General features: G+C 61.2%; 23 protein-coding genes. 14 read left to right on the top strand and 9 right to left on the bottom strand.

The genetic code is table 11. The features are described 5' to 3' along the window. The first annotated feature begins 39 nt into the window (after positions 1-39). The 5 genes from hpnO (at position 40) to V1283_RS22325 (ending at position 3,468) form a co-directional block, all read left to right on the top strand. Positions 40-1,431, top strand: a complete 1,392-nt coding sequence (gene hpnO, locus V1283_RS22345; protein ID WP_334388610.1) for an aminobacteriohopanetriol synthase HpnO — start codon at positions 40-42, stop codon at positions 1,429-1,431. 116 nt (positions 1,432-1,547) lie between these two features. Continuing rightward, positions 1,548-1,868, top strand: a complete 321-nt coding sequence (locus V1283_RS22340; RefSeq protein WP_334388609.1) for a type II toxin-antitoxin system RelE/ParE family toxin — start codon at positions 1,548-1,550, stop codon at positions 1,866-1,868. A gap of 14 nt (positions 1,869-1,882) precedes the next feature. Beyond that, on the top strand, positions 1,883-2,194 hold the full coding sequence (locus tag V1283_RS22335; RefSeq protein ID WP_334388608.1) for a transcriptional regulator: 312 nt from the start codon (positions 1,883-1,885) through the stop codon (positions 2,192-2,194). A gap of 292 nt (positions 2,195-2,486) precedes the next feature. Continuing rightward, positions 2,487-2,894: a GFA family protein gene (locus V1283_RS22330; RefSeq protein WP_334388607.1), complete on the top strand. Its 408-nt coding sequence runs from the start codon at positions 2,487-2,489 to the stop codon at positions 2,892-2,894. Between the two features lie 307 nt (positions 2,895-3,201). Beyond that, complete coding sequence (locus V1283_RS22325; RefSeq protein ID WP_334388606.1) at positions 3,202-3,468, top strand: hypothetical protein; 267 nt, start codon at positions 3,202-3,204, stop codon at positions 3,466-3,468. A gap of 66 nt (positions 3,469-3,534) precedes the next feature. Here the strand turns inward: V1283_RS22325 and V1283_RS22320 are convergent, their stop codons facing one another. The 4 genes from V1283_RS22320 to V1283_RS22305 all read right to left on the bottom strand — a co-directional run bounded on the left by V1283_RS22320 (position 3,535) and on the right by V1283_RS22305 (position 6,220). Further along, the gene (locus V1283_RS22320) at positions 3,535-4,293 is read right to left on the bottom strand and encodes an anti-sigma factor family protein (protein ID WP_334388605.1); all 759 of its coding nucleotides are present in this window, start codon (positions 4,291-4,293) and stop codon (positions 3,535-3,537) included. Further along, positions 4,290-4,850 (bottom strand): sigma-70 family RNA polymerase sigma factor, encoded by a 561-nt coding sequence (locus tag V1283_RS22315; RefSeq protein WP_334388604.1) that lies wholly within the window; start codon positions 4,848-4,850, stop codon positions 4,290-4,292. The genes V1283_RS22320 and V1283_RS22315 overlap by 4 nt, the downstream gene beginning before the upstream one ends. A 91-nt stretch (positions 4,851-4,941) precedes the next feature. Beyond that, positions 4,942-5,265 (bottom strand): cupredoxin domain-containing protein, encoded by a 324-nt coding sequence (locus tag V1283_RS22310; protein ID WP_334388603.1) that lies wholly within the window; start codon positions 5,263-5,265, stop codon positions 4,942-4,944. A gap of 16 nt (positions 5,266-5,281) precedes the next feature. Then, the gene (locus V1283_RS22305; RefSeq protein WP_334388602.1) at positions 5,282-6,220 is read right to left on the bottom strand and encodes a metallophosphoesterase family protein; all 939 of its coding nucleotides are present in this window, start codon (positions 6,218-6,220) and stop codon (positions 5,282-5,284) included. 256 nt (positions 6,221-6,476) lie between these two features. On the opposite strand from V1283_RS22305, the gene V1283_RS22300 reads away from it, so the two are divergent. Beyond that, positions 6,477-6,674, top strand: coding sequence for a hypothetical protein (locus V1283_RS22300; RefSeq protein WP_334388601.1), 198 nt, complete (start codon positions 6,477-6,479; stop codon positions 6,672-6,674). Between the two features lie 262 nt (positions 6,675-6,936). Here V1283_RS22300 and V1283_RS22295 read toward each other — a convergent pair whose 3' ends face one another. Then, on the bottom strand, positions 6,937-8,139 hold the full coding sequence (locus V1283_RS22295; RefSeq protein WP_334388600.1) for a hypothetical protein: 1,203 nt from the start codon (positions 8,137-8,139) through the stop codon (positions 6,937-6,939). A gap of 124 nt (positions 8,140-8,263) precedes the next feature. Here V1283_RS22295 and V1283_RS22290 point away from each other — a divergent pair, with 124 nt between their 5' ends. Together V1283_RS22290 and V1283_RS22285 are read left to right on the top strand one after the other, a co-directional pair. Beyond that, a complete protein-coding gene (locus V1283_RS22290) occupies positions 8,264-9,106 on the top strand; it encodes a trypsin-like serine protease (RefSeq protein ID WP_334388599.1) in 843 nt (280 codons plus the stop codon). Further along, positions 9,094-11,160, top strand: coding sequence for a S8 family serine peptidase (locus V1283_RS22285; protein WP_334388598.1), 2,067 nt, complete (start codon positions 9,094-9,096; stop codon positions 11,158-11,160). Before V1283_RS22290 ends, V1283_RS22285 begins: the two co-directional genes overlap by 13 nt. Positions 11,161-11,245: 85 nt before the next feature. On the opposite strand, the gene V1283_RS22280 is transcribed toward V1283_RS22285, so the two are convergent. Next, a complete protein-coding gene (locus V1283_RS22280) occupies positions 11,246-12,865 on the bottom strand; it encodes a GMC family oxidoreductase (protein ID WP_334388597.1) in 1,620 nt (539 codons plus the stop codon). A 173-nt stretch (positions 12,866-13,038) separates the two neighbouring features. Here V1283_RS22280 and V1283_RS22275 point away from each other — a divergent pair, with 173 nt between their 5' ends. From V1283_RS22275 to V1283_RS22250, 6 genes are all read left to right on the top strand, one after another. After that, positions 13,039-14,211: a M20 aminoacylase family protein gene (locus tag V1283_RS22275; protein ID WP_334388595.1), complete on the top strand. Its 1,173-nt coding sequence runs from the start codon at positions 13,039-13,041 to the stop codon at positions 14,209-14,211. Between the two features lie 470 nt (positions 14,212-14,681). Further along, positions 14,682-15,998, top strand: coding sequence for an ABC transporter substrate-binding protein (locus tag V1283_RS22270; RefSeq protein WP_334388594.1), 1,317 nt, complete (start codon positions 14,682-14,684; stop codon positions 15,996-15,998). 68 nt (positions 15,999-16,066) lie between these two features. After that, complete coding sequence (locus tag V1283_RS22265; RefSeq protein ID WP_334388593.1) at positions 16,067-17,002, top strand: carbohydrate ABC transporter permease; 936 nt, start codon at positions 16,067-16,069, stop codon at positions 17,000-17,002. 3 nt (positions 17,003-17,005) lie between these two features. Then, on the top strand, positions 17,006-17,857 hold the full coding sequence (locus tag V1283_RS22260) for a carbohydrate ABC transporter permease (protein ID WP_334388592.1): 852 nt from the start codon (positions 17,006-17,008) through the stop codon (positions 17,855-17,857). Between the two features lie 76 nt (positions 17,858-17,933). Beyond that, positions 17,934-19,025 carry an ABC transporter ATP-binding protein gene (locus V1283_RS22255; RefSeq protein ID WP_334388591.1) on the top strand — a complete coding sequence of 364 codons (1,092 nt, stop codon included), beginning with the start codon at positions 17,934-17,936 and terminating at the stop codon, positions 19,023-19,025. A 195-nt stretch (positions 19,026-19,220) separates the two neighbouring features. Continuing rightward, entirely contained in the window at positions 19,221-20,393 is a 1,173-nt protein-coding gene (locus V1283_RS22250; RefSeq protein ID WP_334388590.1) for a M20 aminoacylase family protein, read from the top strand. Between the two features lie 220 nt (positions 20,394-20,613). On the opposite strand, the gene V1283_RS22245 is transcribed toward V1283_RS22250, so the two are convergent. The 3 genes from V1283_RS22245 to V1283_RS22235 form a co-directional block, all read right to left on the bottom strand. Beyond that, on the bottom strand, positions 20,614-22,002 hold the full coding sequence (locus tag V1283_RS22245) for a carbohydrate porin (RefSeq protein WP_334388589.1): 1,389 nt from the start codon (positions 22,000-22,002) through the stop codon (positions 20,614-20,616). A gap of 20 nt (positions 22,003-22,022) precedes the next feature. Further along, positions 22,023-22,997 carry a transporter gene (locus V1283_RS22240; RefSeq protein WP_334393140.1) on the bottom strand — a complete coding sequence of 325 codons (975 nt, stop codon included), beginning with the start codon at positions 22,995-22,997 and terminating at the stop codon, positions 22,023-22,025. A 216-nt stretch (positions 22,998-23,213) separates the two neighbouring features. Beyond that, positions 23,214-23,987, bottom strand: coding sequence for an acetoacetate decarboxylase (locus tag V1283_RS22235; protein ID WP_334388588.1), 774 nt, complete (start codon positions 23,985-23,987; stop codon positions 23,214-23,216). Between the last annotated feature and the right edge of the window lie 17 nt (positions 23,988-24,004).

Genomic DNA, 24,004 nt, shown 5'->3' with positions numbered 1-24,004 from the left:
TCAGTTGACGAAATGGCCATCAACCGACGTATGTAGCGAATGCCAAGTTCATATCTAGACGTTTCCGAGATGTTTGTGGAGCGGCAGGCGCAGCGCAGTTCCCTGCATGCACGCCATCTGAATGAGCAGCTCGTCAGGGTGCTCAAGACCATCGGCTACGATGTGGGCTTTCAGAAGGGTCAAGGTCAATACCTGTTCGATCGTGACGGGGCGCGCTACCTTGATCTACTGAGCGGATTTGGCGTTTTTGCGATTGGCCGGAATCATCCGGTGCTGCGTCAGGCGCTGAAAGGCGTCCTCGACAGCGATTTTCCCAATCTGGTTCAACTTGATGTGTCCACGCTCGCCGGCGTGCTGGCGGAACGCCTGCTGGAACATGTGCCATATCTGGACAAGGTGTTCTTTGCCAATTCCGGCGCCGAGACCGTCGAGGCCGCGATCAAGTTCGCGCGTGGCGCGACCGGCCGTCCGGGAATCGTCTCCTGTTCCCATTCCTTCCACGGCCTGTCTTACGGCGCACTCTCGCTGATGGACGACGCGAACTTCCGCTCCGGATTCGAGCCGCTGCTGCCGGGCTGCACGCAAATTCCTTTCAATGATCTTGCCGCCCTCGAGCAGGCGCTGTCGTCGCGCCAGGTCGCCGCCTTCATCGTCGAGCCGATCCAGGGCAAGGGCGTCAACTTGCCGTCGGATGAATTTTTGCCGGGCGCCGCCGCGCTGTGCAAGAAATATGGCACCATCTTCATCGCCGACGAAATCCAGACCGGCATCGGCCGCACCGGAAAATTCCTCGCGGTCGAGCACTGGAATGTCGAGCCCGACATGGTGCTGCTGGCCAAGGCATTGTCCGGTGGTCACGTGCCGGTCGGCGCGCTGCTGACGCGCAAGAGCATCTTCGACAAGATCTTCAACCAGATGGACCGCGCGGTCGTGCACGGCTCGACCTTTGCGAAGAACGATCTGGCGATGGCCGCCGGCATCGCAACCCTTGACGTGATCAAGCATGAAAAGCTGGTCGAGCAGGCCGCCAAGCGCGGCGCCGAACTTCGCCTCGCGCTCACGCGCATGGTGCCGGGCTATGAATTGCTGAAGGAAGTGCGCGGCAAGGGATTGATGATTGGCATCGAGTTCGGTCCGCCGAAATCGCTGCGGCTGAAGGCTTCCTGGAATCTCTTGGAGACTGCCAACAAGGGCCTGTTCTGCCAGCTCATCACCGTGCCGCTGTTCAAGGATCACAAGATCCTGACGCAGGTCTCCGGCCACGGCAGCCACACCATCAAGCTGCTGCCGCCGCTCGTGATCACGGAAGAAGATTGCAACTGGATCGAAAAGTCGTTCGACGACGTCATCGCCGCCAGCCACAAGGTCCCCGGCGCGATCTGGTCGCTCGGCAAGACGCTGGTCGACAACGCGGTGCGGAAGTCGGCGTAAGGCGAGAAGTCAATCACCTTAGCCCGCAATAGCGAAGCCGGTTGCACCAAGCAACGGCTCCAGCCTATGCGCCTTTGCCCTTGAAATTAGGGTAACATATGTGTTACTAACAGCGTATGCTGGAAATCCGCTACTACATCTCCGCGAGTGGAAAGAGTCCGTTCGCCGAGTGGTTCGCGGAACTGGACGCGACGGCTGGCGCCAAGATCGCCCGCGCAGTTGTCCGCATGGAGCAGGGCAATTTCTCCAATGTCAAAAGCGTCGGAGAGGGCGTGCTCGAGTATCGGATCGATTTTGGTCCTGGCTATCGGATTTATTTCGGACGGGATGGCGAGACGTTGGTCATTCTGCTGACTGATGGCACCAAGAAGCGACAGCAGCGCGATATCGATGCGGCGCATGCTTACTGGCGAGACTACAAGCGCGGTCGTAGTTGAACGGAGACAAGGCAATGGCGAAAACCAAGAATTTCAAGGATTTGGTGCAAGGCCGGGTCAAAACCGATAAGAAATTCGCCGAGGCGCTTCTTCGCGAAGGCATTGATGCGTTGTTGAGTGGCGATGTCGATACCGGCAAGACGATCCTGCGCGACTACATCAAGGCGACTGTCGGCTTTGAAGAGCTAGGCGAAGCAACCGGCGCGCCTCCCAAGAGCTTGATCCGCATGTTCGGGCCGCGCGGTAACCCGCAAGCCAAGAATCTGTTCAGCGTGATCGGTTATCTGCAAAAGCGTGCAGGCCTTAGCCTGCACGTCGCAGGCTGATCTATCGTCCCGCGTTTCAACGGTGCATTGACTGCCTCGCTCACGGCGCTGATCCCTGCGCATTATCCGACCACCCGTCAGGCTCGCATTGGCCCAGGCGTTCTGGATCGTACGGCGGCCAGGTCCCGGCGATCTGGCCGCGGCAAGACGCTGGTCGACAACGCGGTGCGGAAGTCCGCTTAGTCACGCGACAGTAAGACGCAATGGCAAGGCCATTGCGCCGTTGAATCGCCAATCTCCGAGCCTATCTCCGACGCAAGCGGCAACAGCCGCATCGATCGGGGAGAGAAGCATGAGCAACATCGCTGGCGGCTGTCATTGCGGCGCCATCCGCTACCAGATCGAAGGCAAACCCATCGTGCATGCGCTGTGTCACTGCGCGGATTGCCGCCGCCACGCCGGTGCGCCGATGGTCGGATGGACGATGTACACGGAGGACGCGCTCAAGGTGACGAAGGGGACGCCCAAAGTGTACGAGTCCTCCGAACACGGCCGGCGGCAGTTTTGTGCCGACTGCGGCACGGGTCTCTTCTACACCAACGCGAATGTACTGCCCGGCATCGTCGACATTCAGAGCGGCACCTACGACGACCCCGACGCCGTGCCGGCGATGGTGCATATCCAGACGGCAGAGCGGCTTGGCTGGATGGAGCGTGCCCACGAACTGCCGAGCTTCGAGCGCTATCCGCCGCAGACATAGCAGCGCTGCAAGTTCAGATGCCGTAGCCCGGGTGAGCGAAACGATATCCGGGATCGTGCGACGGCTCGAGCCGAGTTCGCTTCTGCCGCAGGCGGCAAATAGCGAAAGGCGTTGCTGCCGGTCGTTTCATTTGTAGACGAATATTCTGCGCATTTGCCGGTGAGAATATTCTGCGCGTTCACGCCATCGGACGTTTTCAAACGGTGCCTTTCAAATCGCGGTGAGAGCCGTCGCACGGCTATCGGCTTTTGCGGTGCGATACCCAATTGAGCGAGGAGACTTCATCACCACCGAGAGGATCTTTCCGATGACCAAATCCATCCCGACACTCGCGGCCGCGTTTCTGATGACGGCGATCGCAACGCCCGTGTTTGCACAGGCCGCGATCCAGGAGCCCGGCGCTTTCGCGTTCTATCATCCCAACGCTGACGTGCTCGGCGGCAGGCCGGCCTATCGACCGTTCGATCAATCGAATGCCTACTATTATGGTCAATCGAACGCCTATTACGACGGGGCTGTGCCGGCACGTCATCAACAGCAGATTGCGCCGCGACGTCATCGCAAGGCGCGATAAGGAACACGGCTTGATGCCTGTTGCGCGGGGCCGGGTGCGTCAGCGTGCCCGCGCGCCCTGCGATTTTTATCCTGGTGCGCGTATCGCGCTCTCGAATTTCTCGCCGAAATCCGCAAGCTCGTCCTTTGCGAGATCGCTGACCGCCCAGTAGTTCAGCCCGCGATCGCTCCAGTGCCGGATGTTGAAGCCCTGGATCGTGTCGATCTTCGCGGGGCGCCGTTCGGTGCTCGACGTCTGCGACACGAACAGGTTGATGACGTGCTGGCGCCGCTTGTAAACCACGGCGCCGATGGCGCGGGCATCGACATAATCGAGCCGGCCGCCGATCAGCGTAAAGCCCTGCGCGGTGAGATCGATCACCGGCGGGGAGACGTCGAGCTTGCCGTTGAACCATGGTTTGACCGTGTGCTGGTCGGTGGAGATCACGTCGGTGAGATGTCCGGCCTGCAGCGAACGCAAATGCGCCGAGACCACTTCGGACTGGATGCGCTCGACATCGTCATTGCGCAGCACGATCGCGACCAGGCCGGTTGCCGCCAGCGCCGATACCGCCGAGCCCATCGCAAAGCCGCGCAGCACGGCGCGGCGATTTGGCACCCGGCGCGGCTGCGGCAGCGCAGCCTCGATGCGCCGACGCAACGCTGCGGGCGCGGTGTAGCCCACGCCGGCTTCCGCAATTGCCTTGCTCATCGTGCGATAATCCCGTAGCGCTGCCGCGCAGCGCGGGCAGCCGGCGATATGGTTTTCCACCTCGCGCGCGTGCCCGGCGTCGAGCTCGCCGTCGATCAATGCGTGAAGCAGCACTTCGGCTTCGTCGCAGGTCATTTTTGTTGCTCCTCTTCCGCCAGCCACGCCGATCGCAGCATGGCGCGGGCGCGGGCGAGACGTGACATCACGGTGCCGACGGGCACTGCCGCGACATCGGCAATCTCGCGGTACGACAGGTTCTGAATTTCACGCAGCACAAAGGTCTCGCGGAACGGTTCGGCCAGCGCCGCCACCAGCCGGCGGATGGTGTCGGCGTCCCAGCGGCGCTGTAGCTGCACCTCCGGTGTTTCCTCGGCCTCATGCCACAGCGGCGCCTGCTCGGCGCTTTCGGGCACGTCGTCGATCGCGCTGGTCGGCGTGGTGGCACGACGGGCATATTCGGCGCGGCAGACATTGCGCAGGATCGCGAACAGCCACGGCTTCATCGCCGGCCCGCGATAGCTGTCGAAATGCCTGAACGCACGCAGATAGCATTCCTGCACCGCGTCCTCCGCATCGGCGGCATTGCGAAGCAGGTAGCGCGCCAGCGTGTAGGCGTCGTCCAGGTACGGCAGCGCGGCCTCGCGAAACCGTCGGGCCTTTTCGGGATCGTGGTCGGATGCTTTGATCGGCATCGCCTTTCGTCCGGCTGCTGCAGAACAGGATTCCGCCCGGCCGGGTTCGGTCCACCGGCCGGGCAGGGTTGTGATGCCTTGCTTTGGCGCGCTACTCAACCTTGACCATCCCCGTCATATGCGGATGCAGCGAACAAAAATACTTGTAGTCGCCCGGTGCCGCGAACGTGAACGAGAAGGTGCCGTCGGTATCCATCGTCTTTGACCTGAACTTGCCGGCGCATACCACGGTGTGGGGAATGTCGTCGCGGTTGGTCCAGGTCACGGTCTGGCCGACCTTCACCGTGAGTTGCGCCGGCTCGAACACGAAATTGTCGATGTGAACAGCCACATCCTCGGCGCGGGCGGTGGCGATCGGCAGGAGCATGGTCGCGACCACGGCGATGCCGAAGTCGCGGCGATTGATCGAACTCATCGTAGTATTCCCTACCTTAGCCCTGCAGCGGCGTGTCGATGATCGCCAAGGGTTGATTGTTCTGCTTGAAGTTGATGCTGGCGACGCCGAGCAGGCTGCGGAGCTTGCTGTCTTCCACTTTCATCGGGCCGGGGGAGGGGGCCGAGCCCGGCGCCGGCTGCGGGAAAGCCGTCGAGCGCGCGGTGTGGAAGGTGACGTTGCCTTCGACCTTCTGCATCACCTGGTGGATGTGGCCGTTCAGCACCGTGACCGAGCCGAATCCTTTGACGTATTCGAGCGCCCGCGCGCCGTCCTCGGTGCCCCAGCCCCATTGCGGATAGACCGTCCACAGCGGGATGTGCGCGAACAGCACGACCGGCGTGGATTTCGAACGGCCCTTCAGGTCGTTCTCCAGCCATTCAAGCTGTTCGTTGCCGAGATTGCCGAGGCCGCCGCCCTTGAGGTCGACCACATTGACGAGGCCGACGAAATGCACGCCGCCGGCGTCGAACGAATACCAGCCGGCGCCCTTGGTGCCGCGGCCGTAGCGTTCCTTGTAGAGCTTGACCTCCTCGTCGATGAAATCGTGCTCGCCCGGCACATAATGCACGTCGAGCTTGGCCTGCGAGATGATGCGGTCGGCGTCGTCGAACTCGGATGCCTTCGACAGATGCGTGATGTCGCCGGTGTGGATCATGAACGACGGCTTCTTCGGCATCGCGTTGATCTTGTTGATGGCTTCCTCCAGCGTCCCGAGCGCATTGGGATTGGCCGGCTTGTCGAAGCCGACATGGCTGTCGCTGATCTGCAGGAACGTCATCCCGGCGGGTTCGGCGGCCAGCGCCGAGTCGACAATGCCGAGCGAACGCGGCACCCCGCCGGTAATGGTCCAGAGCACGCCGGTGCCTGCCCAGGTCATGCATTCCAGCACGCGGCGGCGGCTGACACCGTCACCGTGGTGATCGTGATCGCTCATGGCAAATCTCCCTGAGCCCTTGATTGGGCTTGCAGGGACGTGATCGGGTGGGGGCGGGGTTTATTCCCGGAAGTCCCGCGTCAGTGGCCGGAACAGATGACGTTTTCGTGAGGGAGCGGCCATGGCCTGTCTCCAGGCATTCCCTTGCAACGAAGGAGTGCCTTGCTTGAAATTCTTGGTGCCTATGTTCGAGGTCATCTAGGAAAAATATGGCGGAGGAGCCATCGAGGTTCGTGACTGCGACTCGAGATGGCCTGTGCTGTTTAAAGAGGAACGCGCGCGCCCGCGGGATGTATTCGGTCCGATCGTCGCGATCGAGCACATCGGAAGTACGTCGGTGCTAGGTTGGCGGCCAAGCCGATCATCGATCTGTTGGTCGGCGTGCGGAGCCTCACTGAAGCAAAGTCTGCTTGCGTGCAGCCTCCTGGGCTACACCTTACATACCGGAGTATGAAGCGTGGCTACCGGCCGAAGTTTTCTTCCGCAAGGGAATACCCAGATCTGGACGCATCAGGTCCAAGTCATGGATCCGTTCAATCTGCGTTGGCAGGACTTTCATCTGCTTTCGAGATTATCTGCGTTTGCATCCGAAGACGGCGAGCGCCTACAGCGGTTTGAAGAAGTCGCTTGCACTGCTTTCAAGACGACATCGAAGCATTTCGTAACGGGAAGCATCAATTCGTCGAGACTGAAACTGAGAAGGCACGCACTGAACCCTAGAGTGCTTTGACCAGATCGTCGATGCCTTGCTTCACCTTGGCTCTATTCTCTTTTGACGCCGCGTTCAGCACGGTCTGGGCAAATCCCATGATCTCTACGGCCTTGTCCCAGAGTTCTTTCGTTGTAGCCGGCGGCACCTTGTCGTTGGCGATCTGATCCAGCTTTCCAGTGATCGCCTTCAGCTTTTCACCGGTCACATCCGGTGGAGCGTCGGCAAGCTGGTCATAGTCATCGGCAGTCTTGAGCAGCGATGCGATCTTGTCCGCATAGAACGCGGACGTCACCGACATGCATTTGATGAAGTTGTCGGACGGCCGGCCATCGTTGACGATGAGCTTGTCGTCCTTGAATGAAGACTTGCAGGCTGGTTCCTTGTTGAGGTCGAGCGTGTCGCCGCGCAGGATGACGACCTGCTCCACAAATTGCCCGACCTTCTGATAACGATATGCATTCAGCGAACTCGAGAGCTCGGAGTCGACGGCTTGAGCGGCAGCGGTGATGTTCTTGATGGTTCCCGGCTTCTTCAGGTAAGCGAGAATCGCCGCCTTGCGCGCTTCGGCGTCGACAAGCTTCGCGCCAGCCTCCGCGACTGGGGTTACGATGTCGATGACAAGTTTGACAAGCGAAGAAAACGGAGAGAAAATGTCTTCGATTGCAACGGTGCTGCCCGCAAAGGCGTAGTTATAGTAGCTCTTCGGAAATTTCTGATAGTCTATTTGACAGTTTCCGAGCGCGAGCTCCTGAGCCTTCTTTAGTTTTCCGTCCACCGTCGCAACATCTACCGAATATGTCTTGAAGAGCGTCGTGATTGCCGCCGTCAGGCCGTCGATTTTTGCGGTCGTCGCGGTCTTCTTCAATTCGGAAGATACGGCGGTCAGGTAGTTTTGAGAGGCCGAAACCTTGATGAAGTCTTTGCGCGGGTTGCAGAGCAGCGCTTTGACGGCGTTGTCGTCCAGTGCGACGCTGGCGGCGTCTCCCTTTGAGCTGATGACCGATTGGACCAGGGCTGCGCGAATGGTGCCGTAGCGGTTCTCGGATCGCCAAAGACCGATGCGCTTGTCCTCAGCATTGGTCAACGCGGCGATGGCGCCGACCAGGGCGTCGGCTCCGGCAGGGTACGCGGTCGGGGCTGGGTCGTCGGCGCGTGCCGCTGTAAAACTCACGCAGGCAAACAGGATAACCGTCAGATGACGCATCATAAATGTGTCCCCGCAGTAATATCATTGGTAAATATGAGCCAACTTGACTCGCAATACTCGCTCGGTCAAGCTCTGGATGCATTTTTTTTAAAGACAATTTCTTGTTTATGAAGGCGGATCGCGCATGTTTCGCACCCGCGTATTGCTTACGGTAAAGCTGTGGCTTTGTTCTTCCCAGTTTTTGATTGGTTGGCTGTCAACAACTTGCGCTCAGGCCGGGTCTTTGGACTTTCATCCAGTGTCGAAGCATCGGCAGTCCGGACAACGGCCCTTCATCGTTGATGGAATAACGATCGTCGACACCGACAACTGGAAGGCTTCGCTCCGTGCCAACGCCAACGGGCTCAACTGCACCGCCACCGCCATCGCGCCGTATGCGATATTGACTGCCGCGCACTGCCTGCAGAGGGGAAGCCGTATCACCTTCGAGTTCGGTGGGCACGCCGGCAGCGCCGATTGCACGGCTGCGCCCAAATATCTGGATGGAAGCAGGCTGGATTCCGATTATGCACTGTGCAAGCCGACAGCCGCGCTGACCAACGTCCCGTTCGAACTCTTAGCGTTCAACCCGAAAGACATCACGCGCGTTAAGCAATTGACGTTAGCCGGATTCGGCTGCGTGAATTTTATCAGCGAAAAGGTGCTCGGATTCGGCATCGGCGATGCGGACGTATGGAAGTTGCCCGGGGAGATTCCTGGTGCGCCCAACACCGTGAAGACAAAGGGGGGCGCATCGTTGTGCCTCGGCGACAGCGGCGGAGGGGCCTATATCGTCAAACCGCCGTCGGGCCGGCGGTTTCTGGCGGCCGTGAATGCACGGTTGGACTTTATGGATGGCGCGTCCCAGATCCCGGTATCGAGCTTCTCAAGTATCAGCACCCCCGACTTCCTGTGTTTTGCTAGCGCGTGGTCGAAGAAGAATCGTGCGCCCATTGCGGACCTTCCGAAACAAGAGTGCCCCGACTGATGGCATGGCGGAGTTCAATCGCGATCCTGCTTGCGGCTATATCGCATTGCACCCCTGCGTTTTGTCTCGACGACATCGTGATACGCGCAAACTCGTCGCTACCTGATGCTCTTATTGCCTATATCGCCGACATCGCGGTCCCTTCGTCGTATGAGCGTAAGGGATTGCCGATCGATGTGATTACCCGAACGGTCTGCGGTTTCTGGAATGGCAAACTCGATGAGAAGGTGAGGGAGCTCAATCCGCTTGCTCAAGGCGATAGCTTTCCGAACAAGATTCTGCTGCCCGCCTGTGTCTATTCCAAACGGAACGCGGCCGTGAGCGTGATCGAGGAGGACAATCTCGATGTCTTGCTCCGCCGCGAATCCAACGTTTGGCCTACATTTGGGTTGAAATGCAGCAAGGAAGTGAGTAGTCCGCGTTGCGGTGAGGCGATCGAGAAGCTGGTCGGTGAATTGAATCCGGGCATCGATCTTGCGAAGCTGAAGGTCAACTCCACGATAGTCATCCCGTTTCGAACACGGGAATCGTCGATCAAGTTGAAACCTGGTCTCGAACCTAATATCGTCCTCAAGACAATCCGGACTCTCGCCGAAGGTACGGCAATTGCAAGATTGTCATCGGCGCCGGCGCTGGTCACGCCGATGAACAAGGACAACGTTACGGATCCCGACTGCAATGCCGCGAGCGCGCGCTCCTACTGTCCCTGGCCGTTTGATGTCAACGTCCTCAGTGCCATTCTCGCGCGCAATGTCAAGACGGCGGAGAAGCGGAAGCTCAAGCTGGTGCCGTCCGTGGTTGCCGTTCTCGATACCGGTATCGTTGGCAAGGGAGATTTCCTGCCCAACAGATACTTCGCCATCAACTTCAGGGAACGCGAAAGTCCTCTCAAGGATTGGGACCGCAACGGATACGATAATGATGTAATTGGTACCGATGTGGCGGCGCGCTATGGCGATGTAACCGCCTATAACGACGATCCGTACAAGGAGCATGGCTCTGAAGTTGCGAACCTTGTGCTCGGCGGAAGGATGTTTCGTACCCAATTTACCGATCTTGAGAAACTGATTCAGCTCAAGATCGTAAAAATCGTTAAGAAATCGAAAGAGCAGGATCAGAATCAATTCGACATTCCCGAAACTGCGATTCATGCCGGGCTCAAATACGCCAAACGTGTGGGGGCATCGGTAGCAAATATCAGCGCAGGTGGGAGCCGCAAGAACACGGAAATTTTGCCGCTTTTGGAGTCGTCCGGCATCGTGGCTGTCGTTGCCGCGGGGAACAGTCCTCAGCCACTCGACGACGATCCCAAATATCCGGCGAATTTTGGCGGTTTCGTTGGCAGGATCCGTAACGTAATAACGGTGGCCGCCCACGACAGTTCGGGTAAGCGGGCCTCGTTCACCAACTATGGATCGCACTTTGCGGACATTGCCGCCCCGGGCTGTGATCTTCCCTACAAGGGCACGGGCTCCGTTTTTGGCACGTCTTTCGCCACTCCGCTCGTGAGTTTCACGGTTGCGCTTATGCGCTCGTTCTGGAATTTCGACAGCGCGAACAGTCCATCAATCAAGGAGCGACTCGAGGTCTCCGTCGATTTCGACAAGAAGCTCCGAGATGATGTGGCGTTTTCGGGTCGCCTCAACGTCATCAAGGCGGTGAGCGTCTTCGACGACGTCGTCAAATTCAATGATGAGACTGTACCGGCCAAGGTTGAAGGAGGGCCCTCGCAGGTCGTGCCCGGGAAGTATCTGTTTGGGACCTGGAACGCCGGGCTGGAGCTGTGCGAGGAAGTCTCCGATTTCGGCCTCCACATGATCGACGTCAAGAAGATCACGCCCACGGACAACGGAGCCCAGCTAAGGGTCCTCTACCACGCGCCGGCCGGAAACCTGAACGAGAAGATTTGTAAGCCGGCCAGTCCGACGTTCGAGTTTTCTGATGAAAACCAGCGTGCCACGATATTGAAATGGTCGAGTGTCGCTGACCTCGTACCGAGAATGCGAAAGGACGTCCTGGTGCAAGGTGCTGGAAGCACAAATACGCTCCAGTAATCCGACCGCTGTCGGTCGAGTAGCCGTGTCGGATGCCGCCGTGAACGCAGACCCGCCTCTGGACGATGATCTGTTTCGTCGCGACCTATCTGCTATCCTCCAGAATCATCGCAGCACCTTTTTCCGCGATCATCGCCGTCGGCGTGTTGGTATTCCCTGACGTAATCGTCGGCATCACGGAAGCGTCGGCCACACGTAGCCCAGCGATCCCGTGAAAGCGCAGGCGTTCGTCAACCACGGCAAGCGGATCGGAAGCCGTTCCCATCTTCGCGGTCCCCACCGGATGGAAGATCGTGGTGCCGATATCGCCGGCGGCTTTTGCCAGCGAGGCGTCGTCGTCGCCGACGCCGGGGCCGGGCAGGTACTCCTGCGGGCGATAGCGTTCGAGCTGCGTCTGCTTCATCAGCCGCCGCGTGGTGCGGATGGCATCGGCCGCCACCTGGCGGTCGTCGTCGGTGGACAGATAATTCGGCGCGATCGATGGCGCCTCGTCGGGTCGCGCCGAGCGGATGCGCACGGTGCCGCGCGAGGTCGGCTGCAGATTGCAGGCGCTCACCGTGATCGCGGGAAAACGGTGCAGGGGGTCGCCGAACTTGTCGAGCGACAGCGGCTGCACGTGGAACTGGATGTTGGCGCGTTCGCGCCGCGGATCGGAACGGGTGAAGATGCCGAGCTGCGACGGCGCCATGGTCAGCGGCCCGCGACGGCGGAAGGCATAATCGAGCCCCATCATGCCGCGCCGGACCAGATTGTAATAGGTTTCGTTCAGCGTACGCACGCCAAAAACCTTGTAGATCGCGCGCTGCTGCAGATGGTCCTGCAGATTCCGCCCCACGCCCTGCTTGTCGAGCGCGACATCGATGCCGAGCGGCGACAGCCAGTCGGCGGGGCCGATGCCGGACCGGTGCAGGACCTGCGTCGATCCGATTGACCCCGCACACAGAATGACTTCGCCTTTGGTGCGGGCCTCGACCATTTCGCCACCTTGCATGAAGCGCACGCCGACGGCGCGGCCATTCTCGATGATCAGGCGGTCGACCAGCACGTTCTTTTCCAGCCGCAGATTGGCGCGGTTCAGCACCGGCTTGAGGAAGCCGCGCGCCGAAGACCAGCGTCGGCCGCGCTTCTGGTTGACGTGGAAATAGCTCGTGCCCTCATTGTCGCCGGTGTTGAAATCGGCAATGCGCCTGATGCCCATTTCCTCGGCGGCGTCGCCGACCGCGTCCAGAACCTCCCACGACAGCCGCGGCGCCTCGATCCGCCAGCCGCCACCGGTGCCGTGATGTTCGCTCTCGCCCAGAAAATGGTCTTCGAGCCGTTTGAACAGTGGCAGCACGTCGTCATAGCCCCAGCCGGTGAGGCCAAGCTGGCGCCAGTGGTCGTAATCGGCGGCCTGTCCCCGCATCGAGATCATGGCGTTGATGGCGGAGGAGCCGCCGATCACCTTGCCGCGGGGATAGGCGAGGGAGCGGCCATTGAGCCCGGGCTCCGGCTCGGTTTTGAACATCCAGTCCGAGCGGGGATTGCCGATCGCGAAGAGGTAGCCGACCGGGATGTGAAACCAGATCCAGTTGTCGTTGCCGCCGGCTTCGAGGATCAGCACGCGGTTTTTCGGATCGGCCGACAGCCGGTTGGCCATGATGCAGCCGGCGGTACCCGCACCGACGACGATGTAGTCGAAATCGCCTTCAAGGCTTCGCGGCATCTTTGGTTTCGACCCTTAACGTCCTTTCCGTCCTAATAGTCAGACGAGGATGGCCGGGACAAGCCCGGCCATGACGGCCGGGAATGGGCGGCGTCTCCGGAGGCCGCTGGGTGGACCGCCCCTTGCATGCTACAGGGGCAGAAGCGCTCAAATCCGGAAGGCTTGCTATCTCCATGCCCATCGTCAATCGCGTCGCCGAGTTTCAACCCGACATCCAGGCCTGGCGCCGGGATATTCATGAACACCCGGAACTGCTGTACGACGTGCACCGCACTGCGGCATTGGTGGCGGACCGTTTGCGGGAATTCGGCTGCGACGAGGTCATTACCGGTCTCGGCCGCACCGGTGTCGTCGGCGTCATCAAGGGCGACAAGCCCGCCGGCAAGGGTGACGTGAAGGTCATCGGGCTGCGGGCGGATATGGACGCGCTGCCGATCGAGGAGGCGACCAATCTGCCTTACGCTTCCCGGACGAAGGGCTTGATGCACGCCTGCGGCCATGACGGCCACACCGCCATGCTGCTGGGTGCGGCGCGCTATCTCGCCGAGACCCGCAATTTTGCCGGCGATGCGGTCGTGATCTTCCAGCCGGCCGAAGAGGGCGGCGCGGGCGCGGTCGCGATGATCAAGGACGGGCTGATGGACCGTTTCGGTATCGAGCAGGTCTACGGCATGCATAACGGTCCGGGCATTCCGGTCGGCTCGTTCGCGCTTCGGCCCGGTCCGATCATGGCCGGAGGCGATGCCGTCGTCATCAGGATCGAGGGGCGGGGTGGGCACGCCGCGCATCCGAACGATTGCATCGATTCCGTCCTTGTCGGCGCGCAGTTGATCACGGCGCTGCAGTCGATCGTGTCGCGCAGCGTCGATCCGCTGGAATCGGCTGTCATTTCGATGTGCCAGTTTCACGCCGGCAACGCCCGCAATGTGATCCCGCAAACCGCTGAGCTGCAGGGCACCGTCCGTACCCTGAACGGCGACGTGCGAAAAATGGTGGAAAGGCGGGTCCGCGAGGTCGTTGACGGCGTGGCGCAGGTCACCGGCGCCAGGATCGATCTGACGTACGATCGCGGCTATCCCGTAACGGTCAACCATATCGGGCAGACGGAAGTCGCGACGCGGGCAGCCAGAGAAATCGCCGGCGATGCCAATGTGCATGTGATGCCGCCGCTGATGGCCGGCGAAGATTTCGCCTTCATGCTGGAGCAGCGGCCGGGTGCGCTGATCTTCTGCGGCAACGGCGACAGCGCGGGGCTCCATCACCCCGCCTACAATTTCAACGACGAGGCGATCGTGTTCGGCACCTCCTACTGGATCAAGCTGGTCGAGAACACGCTGGCCGCGTGAGGCCCACCTTACGGACATTGCCGTTCGGCGGCGCGTCAAAGCTAGCACTTGATTTCCTGGTGCGACGGGCGACAATGACGTCGCGCCAGCTTCCGGTACCGAGCTTCATATAAGACGGGGAAAACCCGCTTGGCCACGGCAAGACCGTCGCTGCGCGGGAGGGACCGTTATGACGGTAGGGTTCATGCGCGGGCAGCAGCGCCGACGCGATCCAGGCCGCCGGTGGTATCGCCGTTACGACGGGGAGCGATGTAATCGCGCCGTTGTTCTGCAAATAATTCGCCCTGTTTCGCGGCGAACTCGCCACCACGGCGCTGCAAGTGGAACACCAACAAATGACCATCGAGCCAACGTATTGCGCACGCGTGCGCATGCGTTGAACCACGGAGGCGCGATAGACTGAAAGGGACTCCAAGCCGGCGTAAGACTGGCCAAAGGGCGTCAGCTCAGACACACCGAGGGAGGAATGCATGACGACAGTAACCCGACGTCACGTCCTCAAGAGCGGTACCGCGCTCGTGGGCGGCATGGCCGGCATCCTGGCCACCGGCCGCGCGCCCGCTTTTGCACAGGGCACCACGGTACACTGGCTGCGCTGGACCGACTTCGTTCCGGCGTCAGATCAGCTTCTGCGCAACGAAATCGCCAAGGAGGGCGAGAAGGCGCTCGGCATAAAGCTCAATATCGAGACCATCAATGCCAACGACATCCAGGCCCGCGTCACCTCGGCGATCCAGTCGGGGTCAGGCCCCGACGTCGTCTGCGTCCTCAACAATTGGGGGCAACTTTACGGCGAGAGCGTCATAGACGTCAGCGACATCGCTGAGGAACTCGGCAAGGGCCAGGGCGGCTTCTACGAAACATCCCGCGCTGTCGCCAATGACGGCAAGAAATGGATCGCCGTGCCGTGGTGCATCGTCGGCCTGCAGATCGCATACCGAAAGTCCTGGTTCGCCGAGATCGGCTACGCGGACGGAAAATTTCCCCAGACGTGGGAAGAGTATCGCGAGGCCGGCAAGAAGCTGAAGGCAAAGGGACGGCCCATCGGCCAAACGCTGGGTCACACCTTCGGCGATGCGCCCGCCTTCACTTACCCCTACCTGTGGTCCTGGGGCGGCAAGGAGGTCGAAGCAGACGGCAAGACGGTTGTGCTGAACAGCCCAGCAACGGTCGAGTCGGTGAAGTTCATGGTGGCCTTCTGGAAGGATGCCCACGATGAAGGCGGGCTCGCCTGGGACGATTCCAACAACAACCGCGCTTTTCTGTCCGGGACGTGCAGCGCCACGCTCAATGGCGCCTCGATCTACATCGAGGCTCTGCGCAAGCCGGATACCTACAAGACGGAGGCTGGCGGGCAACTGAAGGACGACATCCTGCACGCCGCGCTGCCCAAAGGCCCCGGCGGGCAGTTCAGCTATCACGTCCCGTTCTCGAACCTCCTGATGCGTTATTCGAAGAACCAGGATGCGGCGAAGAAATTCCTTGGCTGGATTCACTCCAGGGACGTCTACGACAAGTGGTTCGTCTCCCAGAAGGGCTTCTCGGTCGGCCCGACCACGGATTGGGAAAAGCACAAGCTGTGGGGCGACGACCCGATCATGCTGCCCTACAAGCAAGCGGCGCGCACAGGGCGCTTCGCTGGCTACCAGGGGCCCTCTACGCGCAAGGCAGCCGAGGTCGTAACCAAGTACATCATCATTGATATGTACGCAAAGGCCGTCCAAGGCATGCCCGCCGAGGATGCCGTGAAGTGGGCAGAGGCTGAGCTCACGAAGGTCTACGTCTGAGGTTAAGCCGTCCCTCTCCCCATTTTTCGTGGGGAGCAAGGGAATCTTCCGGCCGGCGAGGATCGAACATGGCGATAAGCGCGGTTTCCGCCACCACGCTCCGCGAGGCGCCCCCGCCGCGGCGACAGCGGCTGCTCGAGGACGAGCGCTGGCTGGCGTTCGTGCTGCTGGTGCCGACCATGGTGCTGCTCGGCATGTTCATTGCCTATCCCTTTATTCGAGGGATATTGCTGTCGGTCACCAGCTCGCGCGTCGGTATGCCCGGCGACTTCGTCGGCCTCGCTAACTTCTACAAGATATTCAATGACGGGATCTTTCGCACCTCCGTTTACAACACCTTCGTCTATACGGGCGTGACCACCGTCTTCAAGCTGGCGCTCGGGCTGTGGCTGGCCATGCTGCTCAACCGTAATTTCCGCGGCAAGGCTTTTACCCGTGCTTTCATCCTACTGCCTTTCATTATCCCGACCGTGCTCTCGACTTTCGCCTGGAAGTGGATGTTCGACCCGACGTTCAGCGTTCTCAATTGGCTCCTCTACCATTTCGGCTTGATCACCGGTCGGATCAACTGGCTGGGCGATCCCGACCTCGCCATGATCTCGATTATCATCGTCAACATCTGGCGCGGGGTGCCGTTCTTCGCCATCAGCCTGCTCGCCGGCCTGCAGACCATCAGTCCCGAACTCAACGAGGCCGCCGCCATCGACGGTGCCAAGCCGTGGCAGCGGTTCTGGCACATCACCTGGCCGCTGCTGCTGCCCGTGACCATGGTCGTGGTGCTGTTCTCGGTGATTCAGACGTTCGCCGACTTCCAGATCGTCTATGTGATGACGGGCGGCGGACCAGCCAACGCAACGCACCTGTTCGCCACCTACGCCTATCAGATCGCCATCGGCACCGGCCTGCTGAGCGAGGGCGCCGCCATCGCGCTCGCAATGTTTCCAGTCTTGTTTCTGGTCGTCATCATCCAACTTCTCTACATCCGCCGCGTGGAGGTCCGCTGAGCCATGATCGAAGGTGCAATCTGGCGAAAGTGGGTGTTCTTCTACGTCCCCATGGCGCTGTTCCTGCTTTTCCTGCTGTTCCCGTTCTACTGGATGGTGATCACTTCGGTGCGGCCGGACGGCGAGCTTTACCGGCCCTGGAATTCGATCAACTACAATCCGTTCTGGACCTGGAAACCGACCTGGGACCATGTCAGGTACCTGTTCGAGGAGACGCTGTTCGCATCGTGGCTGTGGAACACGACGTTCATCGCGCTCGCGTCAACCGCTATCTCGCTCGTGTGCGGCGTGTTCGCCGGCTATGCCCTGTCGCGGCTGAACTTTCCATTTGCCGGCAGCCTGGGTACCGGCATCTTCATCACCTATCTGGTGCCCCAGACGCTGCTGTTCATTCCGCTGGCCGAGATGATCCGCAACTATCGGCTGGGTGATACGCCCTGGGCACTGATTCTAACCTATCCGACCTTTCTTATTCCGTTCTGCACCTGGCTCATGATGGGCTACTTCAAGGCTGTGCCCAGGGAGCTCGAGGAATGCGCGCGCATTGACGGCGCCTCGCGCTGGCAGGCCATGCTCTACATCATCATCCCGGTGGCGATCCCGGGCATCCTCTCGGCCGGCATCTTCGCTTTCACGCTGTCGTGGAACGAGTTCATCTATGCGCTTGTCTTCCTGTCCTCGCCTGAGCAGAAGACTGTGCCGGTCGGCGTCACATCGGAGCTGATCCGCGGCGATGTATTCTACTGGGGACCGCTGATGGCTGGGGCCCTGCTTGGATCGGTACCGGTTGCTATCGCCTATTCGTTTTTCGTCGAACACTACGTCGCAGGATTGACCGGATCGGTGAAGGGCTGACAGCACCACGGATCAAGGGGATTCGAAAGCGCGCATGCAGATCGCGCATAGGCCGTTGGGAGGCAGGTGGAAGCGAATGGGCCAGGTCGTCCTCAAGGGGATCAACAAGTTCTTTGACAGCGTGCACGCTGTCAAAGACGTCAATCTGCAGATCCGCGACAAGGAGTTCGTGGTGTTCGTCGGACCGTCCGGCTGCGGCAAGACCACGACGCTCAGGATGATCGCCGGGCTGGAAGCAATCAGCTCCGGCGATATCTCAATCGACGGCAACGTGATCAACGCACTTGCGCCCATGGATCGCGACATCGCCATGGTGTTCCAGAACTACGCGCTCTATCCGCATATGAGCGTATACGACAACATGGCATTCGGCTTGAAGATGCGCAAATTCGAAAGGCCCGAGATTGAGAAGCGCGTGCGCGACGCGGCCGACATCCTCGGCATCGGCGAATTGCTGATGCGCAAGCCGCGGCAGCTCTCCGGCGGTCAGCGCCAGCGGGTGGCTTTGGGCCGTGCCATCGTGCGCCACCCCCGCGTGTTCCTGTTCGACGAGCCGCTGTCGAACCTCGATGCCAAGCTGCGGGTGCAGATGCGCGTTGAGCTCAAGAAGCTGCATCTGCGTCTCGGCACCACCGCCATCTACGTTACCCACGATCAAGTCGAGGCGATGACGCTGGGTGACCGGGTCGTCGTCATGAAGGACGGCGTGGTGCAGCAGGTGGGGGAGCCGCTCGAGCTGTATAATCAGCCCGCCAACAAGTTCGTCGCCGGCTTCATCGGCTCCCCGGCCATGAATTTCGCCGCCGTTACGGTGACCGAGGCGGACGGATCGCTGATCGCCGAGAACTCCGGCCTGCGCATCAAGCTGCCGGACGAGATCGCGCAGCGCCTGCGCGGCCATATCGGGCGCGAGGTCATACTCGGTGTGCGGCCGGAGGACCTCACCGTGGCGGGTAGCGCTGATCTCGACCACCCGTGCTTCGATGCTGTGATTGAGGTGGTCGAGCAACTCGGCTCGGAAATCCTGCTCGACATGAAGGTCGGCGAGAATATCATGGTGGCGAGCGTCGAGCCGACCGCGAGGGTGAGGGTGGCCGACAAGCTGCGCGTTGCCATGCGGCGTTCCAGGCTTCACGTTTTCGACGCGCAGACCGAGGCGGCCATCTAATGCCGGTGGTTGGCCACTTTTCAACTGGTGAGGGGGAATCCTTCACTTTGGGGCCCCCAAGCTTCGCCGGGTTTTCCGGCCCTGGCCGGTCAAGCGCCCGGGTGGATGGGGGCTCTGCGGCATAGTGCTGGGTGGACCGTCGCTTGCATGCTACAGAAGCCCTAGCGTTCCAACCTTTGAGGCCAGAGAAGTCCCATGCCCATCGTCAACCGCGTCGCCGATCTGCAACCCGATATTCAGGCCTGGCGCCGCGATATCCATGAAAACCCCGAATTGCTGTATGAAGTCCACCGCACCGCAGCATTCGTGGCAGACCGCTTGCGCGAATTTGGTTGCGACGAGGTCGCGACCGGCCTCGGCAAGACCGGCGTCGTCGGCGTCATCAAGGGCAAGCAGCCCGGCAAGGGCGAAATCAACGTGATCGGGCTTCGCGCCGACATGGACGCGCTGCCGATCGAGGAAGCGACCAATCTGCCCCATGCCTCCAAAACGCCGGGCCTGATGCATGCCTGCGGCCATGACGGTCACACCGCCATGCTGCTGGGCGCGGCCCGCTATCTTGCCGAGACGCGGAATTTCGCCGGCGATGCGGTCGTGATCTTCCAGCCGGCCGAGGAGGGCGGGGCGGGCGCCGCCGCCATGATCAAGGACGGGCTGATGGACCGGTTCGGCATCGAGCAGGTCTATGGCATGCATAATGGCCCGGGGATTCCGGTCGGCTCCTTTGCCATCCGCCCCGGTCCGGTCATGGCCGCGACCGACTCGATCGACATCAAGATCGAAGGGCTCGGCGGCCACGCTGCGCGCCCGAACAAGTGCATCGATTCCGTGCTGGTCGGCTCGCAGTTGATCACCGCCCTGCAGTCGATCGTCTCAAGGACCATCGATCCCCTGGATTCGGCCGTGATCTCGATCTGCGAGTTCCACGCTGGCAACGCGCGCAACGTGATCCCGCAGACCGCCGAACTCCGCGGCACCGTGCGGACGCTGACGCCGGAAGTCCGCGAAACGGTCGAGCGGCGCGTCCGCGAGGTGTGCGAGGGCGTAGCCAAAATGACCGGCGCCAAGATCGACCTGGTTTACGAGCGCGGCTATCCCGTGACCAAAAATCACGCCGAGCCAACCGACTTCGCCACGCAGGTGGCCAAAGACGTGGCCGGCGCCCAGAACGTTCACGAATGCCCGCCGCTGATGGGCGCGGAGGATTTCGCCTATATGCTGGAGGCAAGGCCGGGCGCCTTCATCTTCTGCGGCAATGGCGATAGCGCGGGGCTCCATCACCCCGCCTATGATTTCAACGACGAGGCGATCGTGTACGGCACGTCGTACTGGATCAAGCTGGTCGAGAACAAGCTGGCGGCTGCATAGCGTTTTCGAGCGAAGTGGTCGCCGGTTCGCGTCAAGAAAACGCGTCAAAATTGAAAACTGGAGTTCGGTTCTGCTTCACAGAACCGAACTCCACATCGTTAATCTTCGATCGCTTGCCAAGTTCGACGGCAAATCAGGAAAGGCCTGCATCTTCACGGCAGGCCTTCTCTATTTGCAGCTAAGGCTGGACGTGAAGTTGTCCCGGTCCGCACTGCGGCTGTTAATATCTGAGCGTGGTGGTCACGCCGAACACGGCGGCGTCCCCGATCCGGGAGATGCCGCTCGGATCGCTGGGGTTGGGGATGCCGCCGGATGGACGCCAGACATACTGAAAATACGGCGCCAGCAGCCATCCGGGCTTGAGGTGAGCCTCGTAGATCAGTTCGAGTAGCGTCTCGTTGCTGCGCACCGGGCTCGGCAGGCCGGCAAAGAACTGGCTGTCGCGATCGAGATTTCGCGCCGAATCTGAAATCCGCATATAGGCCACCGCCATCCCGAACCGGTCGAGCGGGCGGCCGGGGGCCAGGCCGCTGACGCCGATGCCGCCGTCGATATAGAGGTCGATCAGATTTCGATCCGGCGGGCTGTAGGCGATCCGCGCGAAACCCGTCACCCCCGGCAATGACGCCGACACGCCCTTCTCGGTCACCGATGGCGGCCGGTAGAGCGTCTGCTCGACGACGGCAAAGATGCCGAAATTGCCGCCAAGTTTTGCGGCGATGCCGGAGCCATTGGGATCGGCGATCGAGGCGCCTTGCGCGGTAAAGCGCTGATCGTCGAACTGTCCGGTGTGATACCAGCCGCCCGGCGTGAAATTGCCGGCCAGCGGACCCCTGCCGAAATCGAGGTCATAGCTCAGGCGCACCTGGCCGATAAGCCACGGCGGATCGTTGACTCGGAACGCAAGGCCATGATTGTCGCGGAGCTGCGGGTCGCCGTCGCCCGGCCGCGCGGCATTGCCGTTAAACACCGCGCCGAACACGGTGACCTGGTCCGACAGGGTGGCCTTGACGCGAATGCCGGGCACCGCGATCGGCGGCGCCGGACCCCCGGAGGGAAGATTGTTGGCCTTGTTCGCCGGCCAGCCGAACGTGCCGTTGATGAAGAGGTCGTCGGTCTGGCTGTCGAAGAACTCGACGTCGGCCGCCTGCTGCCCGATCCGGAAGTTGAGCGCGTTGCTGTAGAAGCCTTGCTCGAAATACGCATTGTAGAGGCGGGCCTCGGGCAGGGCCTCGATCTCGCTGATGGTGGCGAGGTTGTGGACATAGTTGCGCGACAGACCGCGGCCGTAGATGCCGAGCGCGTTGACGTAGAATTTGCCGCCGGTCCAGCCGACCAGTTTCTCGAGGTCGCCGTCGACGGAGAGATCAAACCGGCCGAAATGGATGGCGCCGCGGCTCGATCCTCCCGAGACATTGGTGATGTTGTCGCCGATCCAGACGGCGCCGAAATTCAACCCCTTGGCCGCAAGCCCGTCATGCCATTCGTTGAGCCATTTCGGGGCCAGCCATTCGGCGGCATTTTCGTCCTTGGCGCCGGCGAACGCGCTTGGGCTCGCCGTGGCGCCCACAACACACGCTGCCGCCACCGCCAATCTGCGCATCCGCATGGTCCCGCCCCGTGACCAGGCTACCTGATGATCCCGATGCGCTTCATGATGAAATAAGCGGCGACCGACGACAGAACCAAGAGCAATGAAGCCCACAGGAAGGCCGTTTCGAGATCGGTGAACGGCAGTCCCTTGGTATTCATGCCGAAAATGCCGGTGATGAGGGTCGGCGGCATCAGCAGCGCCGTCAGCACCGAGAGCACCCGGATATTGTTGTTGCCCTGTTCCTCGATCTTCAGGTGCAGCTCTTCCTGCAGCAATCGGCTGCGCTCGCGCATCTCGACGATGGTGTGGTCGAGGCCGTCGAGCCGCTGGGCGAGCTTGCCAGCGCGGAGCCGCAAGGCGGGCTTCAGATCGTCGAGATGTTTCTGCTCGAACCGGTGGAACACGATCCGCAGGCCCGACAACTGCCGGTGCAGGCGGCCGCAGGTGCGCCGCAGCCGGCCGAGGGTTTGGCGCGGATCCTTCGCGCTGTCCGACAGCACCTGCTCCTCGACCTCGTCGAGGGCCTGCGCCACGCGATCGGCGATGCCGTCCATGGTGTCGGCGACATGCTCGACGATCGTCTCCATCAACGCAGCCGCGCTTTCGATCCGGCGGCCCGCCTCGAGCGCGCGGCGGGTGGCGTCGACCGCGCACAGCGCATGATGCCGGCCGCTGACCAGGATCTGCTCGGTCATGACGAAGCGGAGATATCCGGTATCCTCGGTCGCCTCACCGACGTCGCGCAACAGATCGGAGATCACGCCGTAGACGCAGTCATCGACGGTATGAAGCTGCTGGTAAGTGTCCTTTGACAGCAGCAGACCGCGCGCCAGGGCCGGAACCTGGAGGTTGGCGGCGGTCAGCCACTGCAGCGCGCGGGCATCGGCCAGGTTGAAGTGCAGCCAGAGCAGCCCGTCATGGGAAAGCGCAATCGGCTGGTCGATCGGGAGCGATTCCGGGGTACCGTCCGAATGGATGCGGAACGCCCAGACGAGGCCCGGGACCGACATGAGCGGCGACCGCGCCGTGTCGCTGGCGGCGATGGCATCGGCAACTGACGTATCACCTCGCATCGAACACCGCAGAAACGTTGTCGCACGCCAAAATCACGGGGTGCGCCCACCACAAGGACAAATCAGGTTCTGGAGGCAGCCGTTCGACCGCCGCCAGCCCCCCAATAGGCTTCATAGAATGACACCCCTGTTACAGCAGTGTGTCATTCGCCGTTATTCTGCGGCTTCCGCCAGGTCTTCGTCTTGCTTGTTGTAGTCGTAAACGACGCGGCCATAGGGCAGCGTCAGGTCGGCGAGAAAATGATGCGCGCCGACGACACGCCGGACCGGAAAATCGGCCACCGGCGCGTTGACATGGGGCACGAGGTGAAGCCGGCCCGGGCCGATCCATGAACCTTTGACGACGATATCGGTCAGGTTGATGGCGACGAGCTGGCAGACTTCGGCGCGGCCATCGACACCGGGGATCAGCTTGAGATTGATCTGGGTCTTCGACAGGGTGGCGCGGGTTATCTCGCCGTTGCCGGCCATCGATTCATGCTTGTAGCCCATGGTCCCCATGGCGACGAGCTGGCCGGCATATTCGAGGGTGCCGGTCAGCGTATCCTTGACCACCTCGAGCTTCGGGTGGGCGTATTTCTTCGGAAAGCCCCAGATCTCGCGGCCGGCTGCGATCGGCGGATCATCGTCGAGATACATCTGGGAGACGAAATTGACCTCTTCGCCATTGAGCCGCGCAGGGATCACCAGCCCGGATTCGGTGTAGCTGCCGAAACCGGAGCTGTCAGGCATCTTGATCCATTCGTAATGCACGACCGGTTGCTCGACCGGCTCCAGCGGTTCGGGCAGGCCGGCGCGGATCAGGTCGGGATCGGTCTCGTAGCTGATGACCAGGAATTCCCGGTTGATGAAGCGATACGGTCCCGCCGGATAGCTTGGACCGGCCATCGGCATCGACGGAAGCTTGAGCACGTCTGCCTTGCGCATCGAAAATCCCCCTTATT

The organism is Bradyrhizobium sp. AZCC 2262 (assembly GCF_036924535.1).
Lineage (GTDB): Bacteria > Pseudomonadota > Alphaproteobacteria > Rhizobiales > Xanthobacteraceae > Bradyrhizobium.
The sequence above is the reverse complement of the archived record's forward strand: the minus strand, read 5'-3'. Positions and strand labels throughout refer to the sequence as shown.